Source organism: Paenibacillus pini JCM 16418, from assembly GCF_000576305.1.
Classification (GTDB): domain Bacteria; phylum Bacillota; class Bacilli; order Paenibacillales; family Paenibacillaceae; genus Paenibacillus_AQ; species Paenibacillus_AQ pini.
The window spans coordinates 52,017-65,317 of sequence record NZ_BAVZ01000005.1 but is presented as its reverse complement, the minus strand read 5'-3'; the positions used below and the strand labels follow the sequence as shown (position 1 = coordinate 65,317).

Below are 13,301 nucleotides of genomic sequence, written 5' to 3'. Positions count from 1 at the left end.
ACACTATGCTCATTATTTTGCTAAATCCTTAACATCCTTCGCCAATACTTCTGCAGTTACATTTTCTGTATCATTAGCATTATAAAGCTTACGAACTTGATTATCCCGGTCGACCAAAGCAATTAAGTTAGAATGGGAATAGTTATCTTTATTATCGCCAATAATGCCAATTTTGAATGATTTCTCCGCAATATCCCTAATCTTCTGATCTTCGCCTCTTAAGAAATACCAACCATTATAATCGACGTAAAATTTATCACCGAATTGTTTAATCTTCTCTCTTGTGTCTACTTTCGGATCAAAGGAAATCGAAACAAATTGTACATCCTTATTAAATAAACCATCCTTAATAAGTTGTTTCTGAGTCTGCGAGAGCATAAAGGTTGTGATCGGACAAACGTCCGGACAACTGGTATAGAAGAAATAAAATAGTCGAACCTTACCCTTCGTATCGTCTAGAGTAACGGTTTTTCCATCCACATTCTCAAATGAGAAATTCTCTACCGTAGAGATTACAGGCAGTTTCTCCTTGCCAAGACCTAGCGAATTCACGACCAGAAATCCGGCAACTACGACTACAACTGCCAGTAATATCCATGTCCATTTATAACGTTTCCACATTTGTCCAAATCGCCCCTTCTTAGCAAAGAATCCCATGAGATCATGGGATTCATAAATTGATGATTAAATAAGATTAATGTACCGTATCTAAAATCATAACGATTAAGCTTATAGTCAAATAGTTAATAGAGAAGAAGAACAACTTCTTGGCCCAAGCATCATCATTTTTGGCTTTAAATCCTCGAATACCTAAATACAGCCAAACCAAGGAAAGAAGTAACGAGACGATCATGAATACAATACCTGTATAGCCAAGTGTGTACATGAGAATCGGAATTGGAACTAGTAACACCAAGTAAGGGATAATCTGAATCTTTGTCCGCTGAATACCTTTAACAACAGGTAGTAGCGGATAGCCAGCAGCTCTATATTCCTCTACACGGCGAATCCCAAGTGCCCAGAAATGCGGCGGCTGCCATAAAAATAACAAACCAAACAAAAGAATAGCACCCATGTCTACTGTGTTCGTTACAGCCACATATCCGATAACAGGCGGCATAGCCCCGGAAATGGCTCCAACCGATGTACTCCAAGTAGATGAACGCTTAAGCCACATCGTATATACAACGGCATACACAAGCATACCAATTAAACCAAATATTCCAGCAAGCACGCCAGAAAAAATAAATAAATCAGCTAGTCCAAGTACACCGAGCACAAAAGCATACCACAATACGACCTTAGGTTTTAATAAACCTGTTGGAAGCGCACGATTACGGGTCCGCTCCATTTTTAAATCCAACTCACGATCAAAGTAATTGTTATATACACAGGCAGAAGCCATTACCAATACGGTCCCAAGCAAAGTTAAAATCATTTTGCCTATTTGAATATCCCACTGGGATGCGACCCAAAAGCCTGCAAAAACAGCAATTAAATTAGACCGGATAATTCCGGGTTTCGTCAATGTGATGAAATCTTTCCACGTCGCCGATTGATTCGGAGGCGTTTGATTAATGGAAAGTGCTGCGGAATCTGAAGGAGCTTGATAACTCAGATGATTGTCCACGCCTTAAGTTCCTCCTTATTTCTGTCTTTGTGGAGGCAAAACAACCTCCGCTATAAAGTTTATCATATCCAACGGTAAAAGTGTTTGACAATCCTCTTCAAATTCATTCACCATTTTGACAATTTAGTGACATATTTATTATGATCATCACCTTATAGTTTGATCCATAATTGGGTAGTTAATATATGAAGGAAGTATTTCATTCTTAAAGGAGACATGGTAATGGATACAGCCACACATTTTGTGATGGGCCTCAGTCTGGCCGGTCTCGCCTACGTCGATCCCGTCGTAGCGGCAAGTCCTACACTTGCTGTAGCCGTACTGATAGGTACCGTCATCGGGTCTCAGGCCCCGGATTTCGACGGAATTCTCCGCCTGAAGAGTAATGCTCTATATGTTAAGAATCATCGGGGAATTACTCATTCTCTACCTTTCTTAATCATATGGACCGCACTAATTAGCGCACTGCTAGCCCTTCTGTTTCAGGGTGCACCTCCAGGGCATCTTGTACTCTGGACGGGAATCGCCGTTTGTGTTCACGTCTTTAGCGATTTGTTCAACACGTATGGTACTCAAGCATTTCGCCCATTTACGGAGAAATGGATATCGTGGAATATCATTCATATTTTCGATCCATTTATATTTAGTACCCATGCGGTAGCGGTTCTATTGTGGAGCACGGGTCTTGTTAAACCAGCACCCCTATTTGCAACTCTCTACGTCCTCACTGCCTTTTACTATGTATGGCGCACAGCGGCTCATGGTCTCAAGACAGCGGAAGTTAAACACAAAGATCCAAATGCGCAGCCAGGTCATCACTACTATGTGATTCCGACGATTTCATTCAGAAAATGGCATATCGTCAAAGCGCTTCCCGATGGAAGCTATGACATTGGCGTCATGAACAATCATGTGCTTGAATGGAGAAAGCACGAAGTCTCTACACAGCATCCTGCTGTAGAACACTCCAAGCTTCATCCCGATGTCAAAGCCTTTCTCTACTTCACTTCATTTGCCGTAGCCGAAGTTGAGCATCTATCTTGGGGTTATATCGTTCGTTGGGCCGATGTCCGGTATAGACATCGCAGACAATATCCTTTTGTTGCAGTCATTGTAATGGATAAACAATTTCAAACGATTAATAATTATGTCGGTTGGCTCAGTCATAAAAAAATGGAAGAGCGCCTGTCCATTCATACGGAAACACGCTAAATTAACAGCATCCTCCGGGTAGCTATTCAAAGACGGTCACTTCATTACTAATAGAAGTGACCGTCTTTGTGTGTATTGCAACAAGAATAGTTTTCACTTGACGAATGATCCTGTATAGGAGAAAATCACCGTAAATCAGTAAAAAACCCGAAGCATGAATTCGCTTCGGGTTGAAACTTTTTTGGTTTGTATTATTGGTTACGACCAGAAAGGGACTGTTCTGCAAGTTGTACTAGTCGTTTGGTGATATAGCCTCCGAGGGACCCAGTCTCACGGGAAGTATAGTTACCATAGTACCCGTCTTGTGGAATGGTTACACCCAGCTCTTGAGCTGCCTCCATTTTCAATTGCTGCAAAGCAGCATTTGCTTGTGGTACCACTAAGTTATTCGAAGCCATAATATAATCTCCCTTCAAATTTGCGTCTTTGATAAAATGCAAGCTTGCAAACTTATTATGGCTCAGAGGTTCTAGGTTATACGAAAAGTTTTCTATATTCCTATTGGAGGTTTTTTACAATGAGTAAAGGTCTATCTCTTTGGTTTGCATTCTCATCTATGGTACTGCTCGCTGCATCCGCAATCGCCATCAGTTTTAATGGGTGGATCGCTGTTTTGCTTGGTGTTGTGTCTATCTTTAACATCGGCTGGGGATTTATCGTAAAAGCCAAGCGAAACCGCCTTCTTGATGAAACTCGCGGATAAATTTTAAGATTTAAAGGCTGGCAAGAAACCCATACGCTCTTTCACGTCTGCCAGTACTTTTGAAGCTGTTTCCCTTGCATCCGCTGCGCCTTTTGCCAGAATATCATGAATTTCGCCAGATTCGCGAATTTCATAATAACGCTGCTGAATCGGTTCGAGCGTTCCAACAAGCACTTCAGCCAATTCCTTTTTGAATCCGCCATACATTTGGCCATCGTATTGATCCTGAATTTCAGTTAAAGAAAGTCCTGAACATTCGGAATAAATACTCATTAGATTGCTAACTTCCGGTTTAGTAGCAGGATCATAACGAACCTCCTTACCTGAATCGGTCGTGGCACGGCTGATTTTCTTGCGGATGACATCAGGTGTATCCAATAGCGAAATACTGCTTCCTGGATTCGGATTACTTTTACTCATTTTCTTGGAAGCATCATCAAGTGACATAATACGAGCTCCGACTTTTGGAATATAAGGATCTGGAATCGTAAAATAGTTACCATATCGATGATTAAATCTTCCTGCCAAATCACGTGTAAGCTCCAAATGTTGCTTCTGATCTTCACCTACGGGTACGAGATCTGCATTATAAATTAGAATATCGGCCGCCATGAGTGATGGATATACGAACAAACCTGCACCCACGGATTCCTTACCTTCAGACTTATCTTTAAATTGTGTCATACGCTCAAGTTCGCCCATTGCTGTGAGCGTCGTGAGCAACCATCCTAGCTCTGCATGCTGAGGTACATGGGACTGCATGTAGACGTTAGCCAGGTTGGGATCAATCCCAGCAGCAATATAGAAAGCGGCAACAGATTCCGATTGCTCCCGCAGCATAGCTGGATCCTGAGGAACTGTTATAGCGTGCAAATCTACCACCATAAAATTACATTTGTAATCGTTTTGAAGCTTAACAAAATTTCGTATTGCGCCAATGTAATTACCCAAAGTTAATTTTCCACTTGGCTGAATACCAGAAAGAACGGTTTTCATAACAAATCCTCCATTCATATATATACAAAAAGGCCCCACATCCGCAAGGGACGTGAGACCGTGGTGCCACCCTTAATTATCGCTTAAAAACTAAGATATTGTATAATACGTCAAAATTCACAAAATTCTTAAGCGAACTTCTAATTCCGTTAACGTGGAATGAACCCGGCCGGCTACGCAGGAAATCACTAGTGCTTCCCTTCAACTCGGCACTCAAGTCCATTCAGCAAAATCGGCTCCACCGGTTCACATCTCCCACCGGCTTTCTGAAGGTTAGGCCGTCTTTGCTTACTTGTCCCTATCATCGTGTTGTTCATAATCATTGAAACCTTACTGCAATGATAAAACTCAATGGTGAAACTGTCAAATCCCTTTTTACGAGAAGGGATAAAATCTGTTATGATACGTGTATATGATTACAGAGATCAGATTATATGTGTGCAAAGGAGCAACGATATGAAACAAGTGACCAAAGGACAATGGAATGGTTACGATACGTACATCCTTCATAGCCGTGAGCTTGAAGTTACGCTTTCGCCGTGGCTAGGAAACAATGTAATTTCAATTTGGGATAACATTCAAAACAGACAAGTTCTTCGTGGACCCGCTGAGGAAGATTTAGCATTCTATATGCAGAAGCCTTATCACTTCGGCATGCCAATGCTCATTCCACCTGGCCGTATTCGCGGAGGACAATTTGAATATGACGGAATATCTTATCAGTTTGACCGTAACACAGCTGGTGACAACCATATTCATGGTTTACATCGTACTCAACCTTGGCGGGTTAGCGATATCGAAGAAGATGAGGACGGCTGCACGATTACTACCGAATTCCTAACCGCTGATGATCCTCATTGGATGTCACAGTTCCCTGTTTCACTTAAGCTAGAAATGACAATCCGTTTGCAGGGTGCTCAGTTAAAACAGCATCTAAAAGTTACTCATTTGGGAGAACATGCCATTCCATTCGGCATTGGATTTCACACTTGGTTTCTAATTGACGGTCAGCCAGACCAATGGAACTTACAGTTACCCGTTAACGGGATTTATGAATTGGACAACGATCTGATTCCCACTGGTGGCCAACTTCCATTGGGACCACTAGAAGAGTTAAACAAGGGTATGAACCTTGCAGGAACTGATTTCGATACGCTATTAAGCATTGGTCAAGGACAACCCATAGAGGCACGTCTGATGCGTAATGATGGCTATGGTCTTAAGTATTCTGCTGATCCTGCCTATTATAAACATTGGGTTCTATATACAAAAGGACCTGCTGATCAATTCTTATGTATTGAGCCTTACACTTGGCTTGCCAATGCTCCTAATCTTGAAGTAGGGCCTGAGGTTACCGGATTGATTCGCTTAGAGCCAGGTAAAGTTATTGATATGGATCTTCAGCTAGAAATGATCTATCCTACTCCTTGATAATAATTACCAATATATTTGTCCTCTTTTCTTGTATGTTTTCAAATCCTGAACACCATAATAACTCCATAAAGTTCAGGAGGAGGTGACAAACATGGGTCAAGCAGGACAAGGACAAAATCAAGGTCGCAGTCGTTCTAACAATCTTGTAGTACCTCAAGCGAATGCTGCACTTCAACAACTGAAATATGAAGCAGCACAAGAACTGGGTGTAACGATTCCTCAAGACGGATATTACGGTAACTACACATCCCGTGAAACTGGTTCTTTGGGTGGTTATATTACGAAACGTCTGGTGCAATTGGCAGAGCAGCAATTATCGGGTCGTTCAAACCAATAATTCGCATGTATATCTGTTGTGATAAATAAGTGGAACGCGGACTAAAGCCGCAAAACCCTTATCAATGAAAGGCCGCCTTTGGTTATCAAAGGCGGCCTTTTAACATCTTATAATAAGACAATTTGTTATTAGATAATAATCTTACTAATGAATAACTACTGAATACTTAATAATACATGTATAAGTTCTGGATAACTCTATTTTAATATACTTCAGAGGCCAAATCAGGGTATGTATGTCGTGGGTAGCGAATCATTAAATTAGCCATGTTATAATTCGATTCTAGTATGGCGTCCACTGCGAGTATGCTCTGTCTTACTGTAAATTCATAACTAATTTCTCCGTGTGTCCAGCGACGCTTGTACTTAAGACTCTCAAGCGCCATCAAGCGGAAGGATGAATATTGCACAGGTGTTAGTCCTTTGTCCTGAGAGCAAATTTCTCCATTACGTCCTTCCAAGGGAAGATGGCGAATCCCAAACTTACCAATCGTATTATTGCGTATTTGCACAAACACTGTGCCCGAAGATAAGCAAGATAGCTCATCTTCAAGCTCTCTAAATACTAAATCCAACTGTCTACCTAAGGATAATTGCTCCGGTTTAAGCATTTTCCGCCTCCTCTGTCATTTTTCGATCAAATATTATAGGGCTTATGACTCATTATAAGACATTATTTGTTACCATACAACAATTTAAAACATAATTGGGTATTTATTACTATTATTTGCGTTATATTTTAATAATTAATACTAGAAAACGCTAATAAGCATGATAATATGACAAAATATTCAAAAATTCGTATACATCTATGTATATTGATAGCACCCTAAAAAAGGGAAGACCTGCCCTAAACACAGTAGATCTTCCCTTTTTTATTTCCCTTCCCAAATACTGAAATTACACTAAATGCTCAGTCATACTCAAGAATTGTTCTACATCTGCAACGCTAAGATCCACAGCACTCTGCCAGAAATCTCTTACGGTCAAATCAGCACCCAGATGCTTCTGAGCGAGCTCTTCAACGGTCATGGAACCTGTATCCTGAAGTAGAGCATCGTATTTATCTGCAAATGCCGCACCCTCTTGCATAGCACGTCCATAAATCCCTGCACTGAATAGATAACCGAAAGTATACGGGAAGTTATAGAATGGTACACCTGTAATATAAAAATGCATCTTCGATGCCCAGAAATGTGGATGATATGATGATAATACGCCACAGAATGCTTCTTTCTGTGCCTCTTCCATTAATTCATTGAGCTCCTGCGCACTTACAAGTCCTTGTTTACGACGATCGTAGAAACGAGTTTCAAATAAGAAACGGGCATGAATATTCATATAAAATGCAACGCTTCTCTGAATCTTATCTTCGAGCAATGCCAGCTTCTCCTGCTCATCCTCAGCAGATTGTACAAGTGCATCCGATACAATCATCTCAGCCAAAGTAGAAGCTGTTTCAGCCACGTTCATTGCATAGTTCTGATTAAGCACTGGCAAATCATCCATCACATGCTGATGATAGCCATGTCCAAGCTCATGAGCTAAAGTCGAGACATTCGAAGCGGTGCCTCCAAAAGTCATAAAAATCCGTGTCGATTTACTGACTGGAAGCGATGTACAAAAACCGCCTGGGCGCTTACCTGGACGGTCTTCCGCTTCAATCCATGATTCATCAAAAGCTCTTTCAGCAAAATTCGCCATTCTAGGGCTAAACTTACGGAATTGCTCGACAATCGTCTCTGCTGCTTCCTGATAAGAAATTTTGCCTGTACTTTTGCCAATTGGAGCTTCGACATCTACCCAGCTTAATTTATCAACACCTAATAGCTGTGCCTTCCGTTCTAGATATTTAACAAATGCAGGCTTGTTATCCTTAATGACATTCCACATGGCATCCAACGTTTCTTGGGACATACGGTTAATCTCAAGAGGCTCTTTAAGCACACTATCCCACTGACGGCGTTCATACAATTTCAAACGAAATCCACCCAAATGATTTAAGGTGTCTGAACAATAATCTTCTACATCATTCCAAGCTTCTTCCCACTTCTTGAACATCGATTCACGTAGTTCACGGTCTGGACTATGCATCTTGTTTGCTGCCTGACCTGCGGAGAGCAATACAGTATTACCATCCTCTTCAAAAGGAATCTCTACACGGCTGACAATAGTGTCGTAGAAGTCACTCCAGCCATGGTATCCATCTACTGCTAGATCAAGCGCAAGACTTTCTAGCTCAGGGCTTAGTTTCTCACGCGCCTGCTCCCTGCTCTCATTTAATACGAAGGCAATTGGTCTTAATTCTTCACGATCCACCCATTGAGTCCATACCGCATCCTCTGTTGAACGTAAAATATGGTCAAATTCTGTGATTGTTCCTTTTAGCAAAGCTACAAGTGTACTAATTTGTCCAGAGCATTGCACTGCTTTCTTATCCTTCACATCCTGTGCCTGTAAACAACTTACAAAAGCACTCGCCTCCGAAAGACGAGATATACAACTCTCTAACAGAACAATAATTCCATCAAATGAACGTGTTTCTTCAAGTGTCGTAGGCAACTTTGATTCTTGTATAGATTGCTGTAACTTCGTAATATCCTGCTCCAAATCTTGCAAATACGTTTTAAAAGCTTCTGAAGATGATCCTCCAGGGAATATGGACTCTAAATCCCAAGTTAATTGTAAGTTATTTTTCATATAAGCTACCTCCCGTGGTATCATAATCTTTTTTATTTATAAGACCTTATGGTAAACTATATAGAATAATCTGACGATTTAGTAATCGTTGCTCCATAGGAGCAGGAGGAAATTATACGTATGAGACCCTTACAAATATCGCCGGATACGGCTATAAAGTTATCTGAGAAACTTGGTGTTCCCCTCGAACAATTAATGCATATGCCACAGCATATTTTACTTCAGAAAATTGCCGAACTATCTAAGGAAGAGCCTGCACTTGATCAGAAGAATGCTGATACAGACGCGAAGGATCCCTCATGATCCCATTTATTAATACCTGGCCATATGACCTAATTATGGGAGATATTTATGTACAAGAGTGCCCCTTCTGCGACGCAGTCAATGTGAGGCTTCCGATGAAGCCCAAGGAATTACAATCCATCCATGATGGTAAAAAGAAACTCCTCGTATTTCCTTGCTGTAGCAATCGTTCCACTGTACTGGACACCGATACGGATTATTTACTCTTTGATAAACCTATTCGTTACCGAAATGCAAATCACTAGGCGGGATTCATCTCGCCTGGTAATTCCATTTGTTTCGCAATCATTTGTTCACGAAGAACAGCCCACTGTTCCCGCGAAGCCCGAATCATTGCCGAGTCTATAATGTTCTTATCATTAATTACACGCGCGAACCATTTCACTGCGTTTGTAAACTCACCAATTCGTCGGTTCAATTCGCCAATAAGATATAACAATCTTGCGTTATTCGCACCTACACCTTCTAGCTCATACACTCGAATATAGGACTCAAGACAATAGGTTAAAAACCGCCGTTCTTGTAATTCATCCCCCTTGTAACGATGCAGCCAGGAAATATGATGCAATATACTCGCTACAATCCGCTCTGTATCTCCTATGGTTTGCGCACACAATAAGGCCAGTTTATACGTCTCCAGTGCCACATCCCAATTACGTTTCCCGCCAAAATCACGTTTAATCCAGCGGTTGCCGATTTTCTCCCTGAAGTCTTTTTTCTGTGTATCATTCAAACGCTCTAAAGAATTCTCAGTTGATGCGAAACCACACTCTGGACAAACTCTTACGACATAGAAATCAGGATTCTCATTCTTATAGTAGGAGCAGAAATCGGAATCTGTCCGAATTGCTTTTTTATAGCTAGGACGAACGCGAGATGAAGTAAATTTGTGTTCGCAATTATAGCATGTAACGTCTATGGAATACAGCGGTTCTAACGTCAAAAAACCCCAATTCCTTTCCAAACCTCTGTATTGTTTTCAAGCTAAATTAGGGTGTATTTACAAAATGATGCGCAGGGCCTGAAAGCCGATTTAACGTGAATGTGCGAAGTGTCTCTTCCACTCCAATTTCAGTCAACGCCTCACCCATACAGCGTAACCAAGCATCAGCATGCACATCTGTAATCGGAAAAGGTAAATGTCTTGCTCTCATCATTGGGGGGCCAACTTGCTGTGTATAAAGTCCTGGGCCTCCAAAAAATTGAGTAAGAAACATAAATTGTTTCTCCATCACGGGATAGATATCTTCAGGGAAGAGCGGTCCAATAATTGGGTCCTTTTGAACTTTGGGATAAAATACAGATACCAGAGCTCGTACCGCTTCTTCACCGCCCAAATTTTCGTAGATGGTCAAGTTTGGATTCATCCTTAAGTCGCCAACTTTCCTGTTATGATAAGAAAAAACGGCTACGCTAAATTTGTATATAGCGGATGCGTTTCTTCATTTTAAATTTATTTCCATTATAACAAAAAACAAAAAAAGGCGCTAAACGATTGCTTAGCGCCCTTTACATTATTTAATAACTGCTCCAGTCCTCTTCCCCCGAGCGGAATAGCGAGGCGCGAATGACATACACGAAAGCACAGACTAGAAGACCAGCGACCATACTCATGATCTCATCACTCCATCCATATATTAAAGTTGTTTTTTGGAAGTTTTTTATGATTTGTTCACTTATTTTACCACAGTTTTTTTTAAAATGCAGTATGTTTTGTAAACGCTTACTAACTTTTTTTAGTCATGTTTGTCCATCTCCCATCATAAAACTAGGAAAGTTGAAGTAATTCTCAAGTCCTACATGTCGGGAGGCTCAGAAATGGCTGTTAAATCATTAGGCGTGCCGCTAATGTTGACGTTCCTCACGGGCTTGCTTTTCCTTATGATATGTTTCCCCGGTCCTTATTTAGAAGCCGCTTTACGTGGTCTGTCTATTTGGTGGGATGTCTTATTTCCTTCATTGTTTCCATTCTTTATCATTTCTGAAATGATGCTTGGCTTCGGTGTGGTCCATTTAATGGGCACCCTGCTTGACCCATTGATGAGACCTTTATTCAGAATCCCTGGGAGCGGTGGCTTTGTTGCTGCTATGGGCTACGTATCTGGTTATCCGATTGGTGCGAAGCTTACTGCAAAACTCTGGGAGCAAAGAATGTTAACCCGTCAAGAAGGAGAACGTCTGGTTGCCTTTACTACCTCATCTGATCCGATCTTTCTGATTGGTGCGGTTTCTGTTGGTTTTTTCCAAATGCCTAGGATCGCTGCTATTCTCGCCCTCGCACACTACGGTGGTGGCCTATTGATCGGACTATTAATGCGATTTCATGGAAAAGAAAACGCATCAAACGAACCATCGGATGACAGCTTGAATGACATCAAACCGTTCCATCCGAAATCAACGGCAGTCCCCCGTAATCAGAACCGTCTTAAACAGGCCCTCTCATCTATGCATCAAGCCCGAATTGAAGACGGCCGCAATCTTGGCGAGCTATTGCAGCAAGCGATCGAATCCTCTATTCGACTTATTATTGTCGTTGGAGGGCTCGTTGTATTCTTCTCTGTATTTTTAGAGCTTATGACACAGGCTGGTTTCATGTCTGGACTCAACCATCTACTTGAGGTCGTTCTATCTACATTCGGTCTGCCTCCCGCCCTATCCGAGGCTCTCATCGGGGGAGTATTCGAAGTTACACTGGGGGCGCGGAATGCTGCAGAAGCAGGAGCTTCCGTTGCTCTTCCTTACAAGGTTGCAGCGGCTGCGTTTATTTTATCCTGGGGCGGATTGTCGGTCCATGCTCAGGTGGCTAGTATTTTACATGCTACCAATTTACGCTACCTTCCGTTTATGATTGCCCGATTCATACATGGTATTTTGGCTTTCTGCCTTGTGCTTCTCTGCTGGAATTTGGTCATGGGACCTTCCCCTATCTCCACACTTCCATCCATATCTTTACCAGCTTCAAGCTCCATATCATCCGAAATTGCTGATCGTTTTATGTTGTGGATTATTTTGCTTTTGAGTATGACCTTTATTTCCCTATGTTGGGGAGTCATTCGCTTCATAAGTCGGTATATCCGCCATGTTTCAAAGAAATGAACATTGTGTTATCCTCTGATATTGTTTATGATCGGTATATACCCATAACAAAGGAGCTTAACACCCTTGAGATACTATGTTTTGGACCGCGGAGATCAGTTATCTGTTGATTTAAGTGAACAATTTCATAAAATTGCATCACAAAGAGGATTCCAACTAGATGCCGAATCTCCCGAAATTGTAATTTCCATAGGTGGAGATGGCACCATGCTTCAAGCTTTTCACACCTTTGTAGATCATATTCCTGATATAGCTTTTGTCGGTGTACATACAGGACACCTCGGTTTCTATGCTGATTGGAAAGCAGACGAGCTACCGCAGCTCATTGAGTTAATGAGCGCAAGCACAACAGGCTCTCTTAAGCCGCGTATTGTTCAATACCCACTGCTGGAGCTTGAGATTCAGAGAAAATCAGGTAAAACAACGTACATTGCCCTAAACGAGTTCACACTCAAAGGTGTCGATGGTACGGTAGTGGCCCAAGTCGATATTAACGATCAAACCTTCGAGATGTTCCGAGGTGACGGCATCTGTATATCTACACCGTCTGGTAGTACTGCATATAACAAAAGTTTGGGTGGCGCTATGGTTCATCCAACTATTGAAGCCCTGCAAATTGCAGAAATTGCTTCGATTAACAATCGGGTGTTCCGTACAATGGGTTCCCCACTGCTTCTACCTAAGCACCATCACTGTGATATTTACTCACGTAAGGATCAAAGACTCCTATTGACCATTGATCATGTAAATATTCAAGTGGATGACCTAATTTCTGTTCGTTGCCTAGTTGCTAAGGAAAAGGTCAGCTTCGCCAGATATCGGCCATTCCCATTCTGGAATCGTGTACGTGAGGCCTTCTTAGGTTAAATTTCAAATGTATAAACACAAAAA

General features: G+C 41.6%; 16 protein-coding genes. 8 read left to right on the top strand and 8 right to left on the bottom strand.

Going from position 1 to position 13,301, the window contains the following annotated elements:
* Positions 1–12: 12 nt before the first annotated feature.
* A complete protein-coding gene (locus tag JCM16418_RS09340; RefSeq protein WP_036648038.1) occupies positions 13–621 on the bottom strand; it encodes an SCO family protein in 609 nt (202 codons plus the stop codon).
* Between the two features lie 73 nt (positions 622–694).
* The gene (gene cyoE, locus JCM16418_RS09335; RefSeq protein ID WP_036648035.1) at positions 695–1,630 is read right to left on the bottom strand and encodes a heme o synthase; all 936 of its coding nucleotides are present in this window, start codon (positions 1,628–1,630) and stop codon (positions 695–697) included.
* 222 nt (positions 1,631–1,852) lie between these two features.
* Here cyoE and JCM16418_RS09330 point away from each other — a divergent pair, with 222 nt between their 5' ends.
* The gene (locus JCM16418_RS09330; protein WP_036648032.1) at positions 1,853–2,842 is read left to right on the top strand and encodes a metal-dependent hydrolase; all 990 of its coding nucleotides are present in this window, start codon (positions 1,853–1,855) and stop codon (positions 2,840–2,842) included.
* 191 nt (positions 2,843–3,033) lie between these two features.
* Here the strand turns inward: JCM16418_RS09330 and JCM16418_RS09325 are convergent, their stop codons facing one another.
* Positions 3,034–3,240 carry an alpha/beta-type small acid-soluble spore protein gene (locus JCM16418_RS09325; RefSeq protein ID WP_036648030.1) on the bottom strand — a complete coding sequence of 69 codons (207 nt, stop codon included), beginning with the start codon at positions 3,238–3,240 and terminating at the stop codon, positions 3,034–3,036.
* 119 nt (positions 3,241–3,359) lie between these two features.
* On the opposite strand from JCM16418_RS09325, the gene JCM16418_RS09320 reads away from it, so the two are divergent.
* A complete protein-coding gene (locus JCM16418_RS09320; protein WP_036648028.1) occupies positions 3,360–3,545 on the top strand; it encodes a hypothetical protein in 186 nt (61 codons plus the stop codon).
* A gap of 3 nt (positions 3,546–3,548) precedes the next feature.
* Here JCM16418_RS09320 and trpS read toward each other — a convergent pair whose 3' ends face one another.
* Positions 3,549–4,541 (bottom strand): tryptophan--tRNA ligase, encoded by a 993-nt coding sequence (gene trpS / locus JCM16418_RS09315; protein ID WP_036648027.1) that lies wholly within the window; start codon positions 4,539–4,541, stop codon positions 3,549–3,551.
* 456 nt (positions 4,542–4,997) lie between these two features.
* Between trpS and JCM16418_RS09310 the strand changes: the two genes are divergently transcribed.
* Both JCM16418_RS09310 and JCM16418_RS09305 read left to right on the top strand, forming a co-directional pair.
* Entirely contained in the window at positions 4,998–5,972 is a 975-nt protein-coding gene (locus tag JCM16418_RS09310; protein ID WP_036648025.1) for an aldose 1-epimerase, read from the top strand.
* A gap of 94 nt (positions 5,973–6,066) precedes the next feature.
* Positions 6,067–6,312, top strand: coding sequence for an alpha/beta-type small acid-soluble spore protein (locus JCM16418_RS09305; protein WP_036648022.1), 246 nt, complete (start codon positions 6,067–6,069; stop codon positions 6,310–6,312).
* Between the two features lie 202 nt (positions 6,313–6,514).
* On the opposite strand, the gene JCM16418_RS09300 is transcribed toward JCM16418_RS09305, so the two are convergent.
* Entirely contained in the window at positions 6,515–6,922 is a 408-nt protein-coding gene (locus JCM16418_RS09300) for a hypothetical protein (protein ID WP_036648020.1), read from the bottom strand.
* Between the two features lie 289 nt (positions 6,923–7,211).
* The gene (locus tag JCM16418_RS09295; protein WP_036648018.1) at positions 7,212–9,011 is read right to left on the bottom strand and encodes a M3 family oligoendopeptidase; all 1,800 of its coding nucleotides are present in this window, start codon (positions 9,009–9,011) and stop codon (positions 7,212–7,214) included.
* A gap of 120 nt (positions 9,012–9,131) precedes the next feature.
* Here JCM16418_RS09295 and JCM16418_RS09290 point away from each other — a divergent pair, with 120 nt between their 5' ends.
* Both JCM16418_RS09290 and JCM16418_RS09285 read left to right on the top strand, forming a co-directional pair.
* Positions 9,132–9,314, top strand: a complete 183-nt coding sequence (locus JCM16418_RS09290; protein WP_036648016.1) for a YycC family protein — start codon at positions 9,132–9,134, stop codon at positions 9,312–9,314.
* On the top strand, positions 9,311–9,559 hold the full coding sequence (locus JCM16418_RS09285) for a hypothetical protein (protein WP_036648014.1): 249 nt from the start codon (positions 9,311–9,313) through the stop codon (positions 9,557–9,559). Before JCM16418_RS09290 ends, JCM16418_RS09285 begins: the two co-directional genes overlap by 4 nt.
* Here JCM16418_RS09285 and JCM16418_RS09280 read toward each other — a convergent pair.
* The gene (locus JCM16418_RS09280) at positions 9,556–10,257 is read right to left on the bottom strand and encodes a DUF2225 domain-containing protein (protein WP_148298775.1); all 702 of its coding nucleotides are present in this window, start codon (positions 10,255–10,257) and stop codon (positions 9,556–9,558) included. The two genes, JCM16418_RS09285 and JCM16418_RS09280, sit on opposite strands and share 4 nt — an antisense overlap.
* Before the next feature lie 46 nt (positions 10,258–10,303).
* Complete coding sequence (locus JCM16418_RS09275; RefSeq protein WP_036648009.1) at positions 10,304–10,681, bottom strand: globin domain-containing protein; 378 nt, start codon at positions 10,679–10,681, stop codon at positions 10,304–10,306.
* A 451-nt stretch (positions 10,682–11,132) separates the two neighbouring features.
* On the opposite strand from JCM16418_RS09275, the gene spoVV reads away from it, so the two are divergent.
* Positions 11,133–12,410, top strand: coding sequence for a dipicolinic acid transporter SpoVV (spoVV, locus tag JCM16418_RS09270; RefSeq protein ID WP_036648006.1), 1,278 nt, complete (start codon positions 11,133–11,135; stop codon positions 12,408–12,410).
* A gap of 66 nt (positions 12,411–12,476) precedes the next feature.
* A complete protein-coding gene (locus tag JCM16418_RS09265; RefSeq protein ID WP_036648002.1) occupies positions 12,477–13,277 on the top strand; it encodes an NAD kinase in 801 nt (266 codons plus the stop codon).
* Positions 13,278–13,301: the final 24 nt, after the last annotated feature.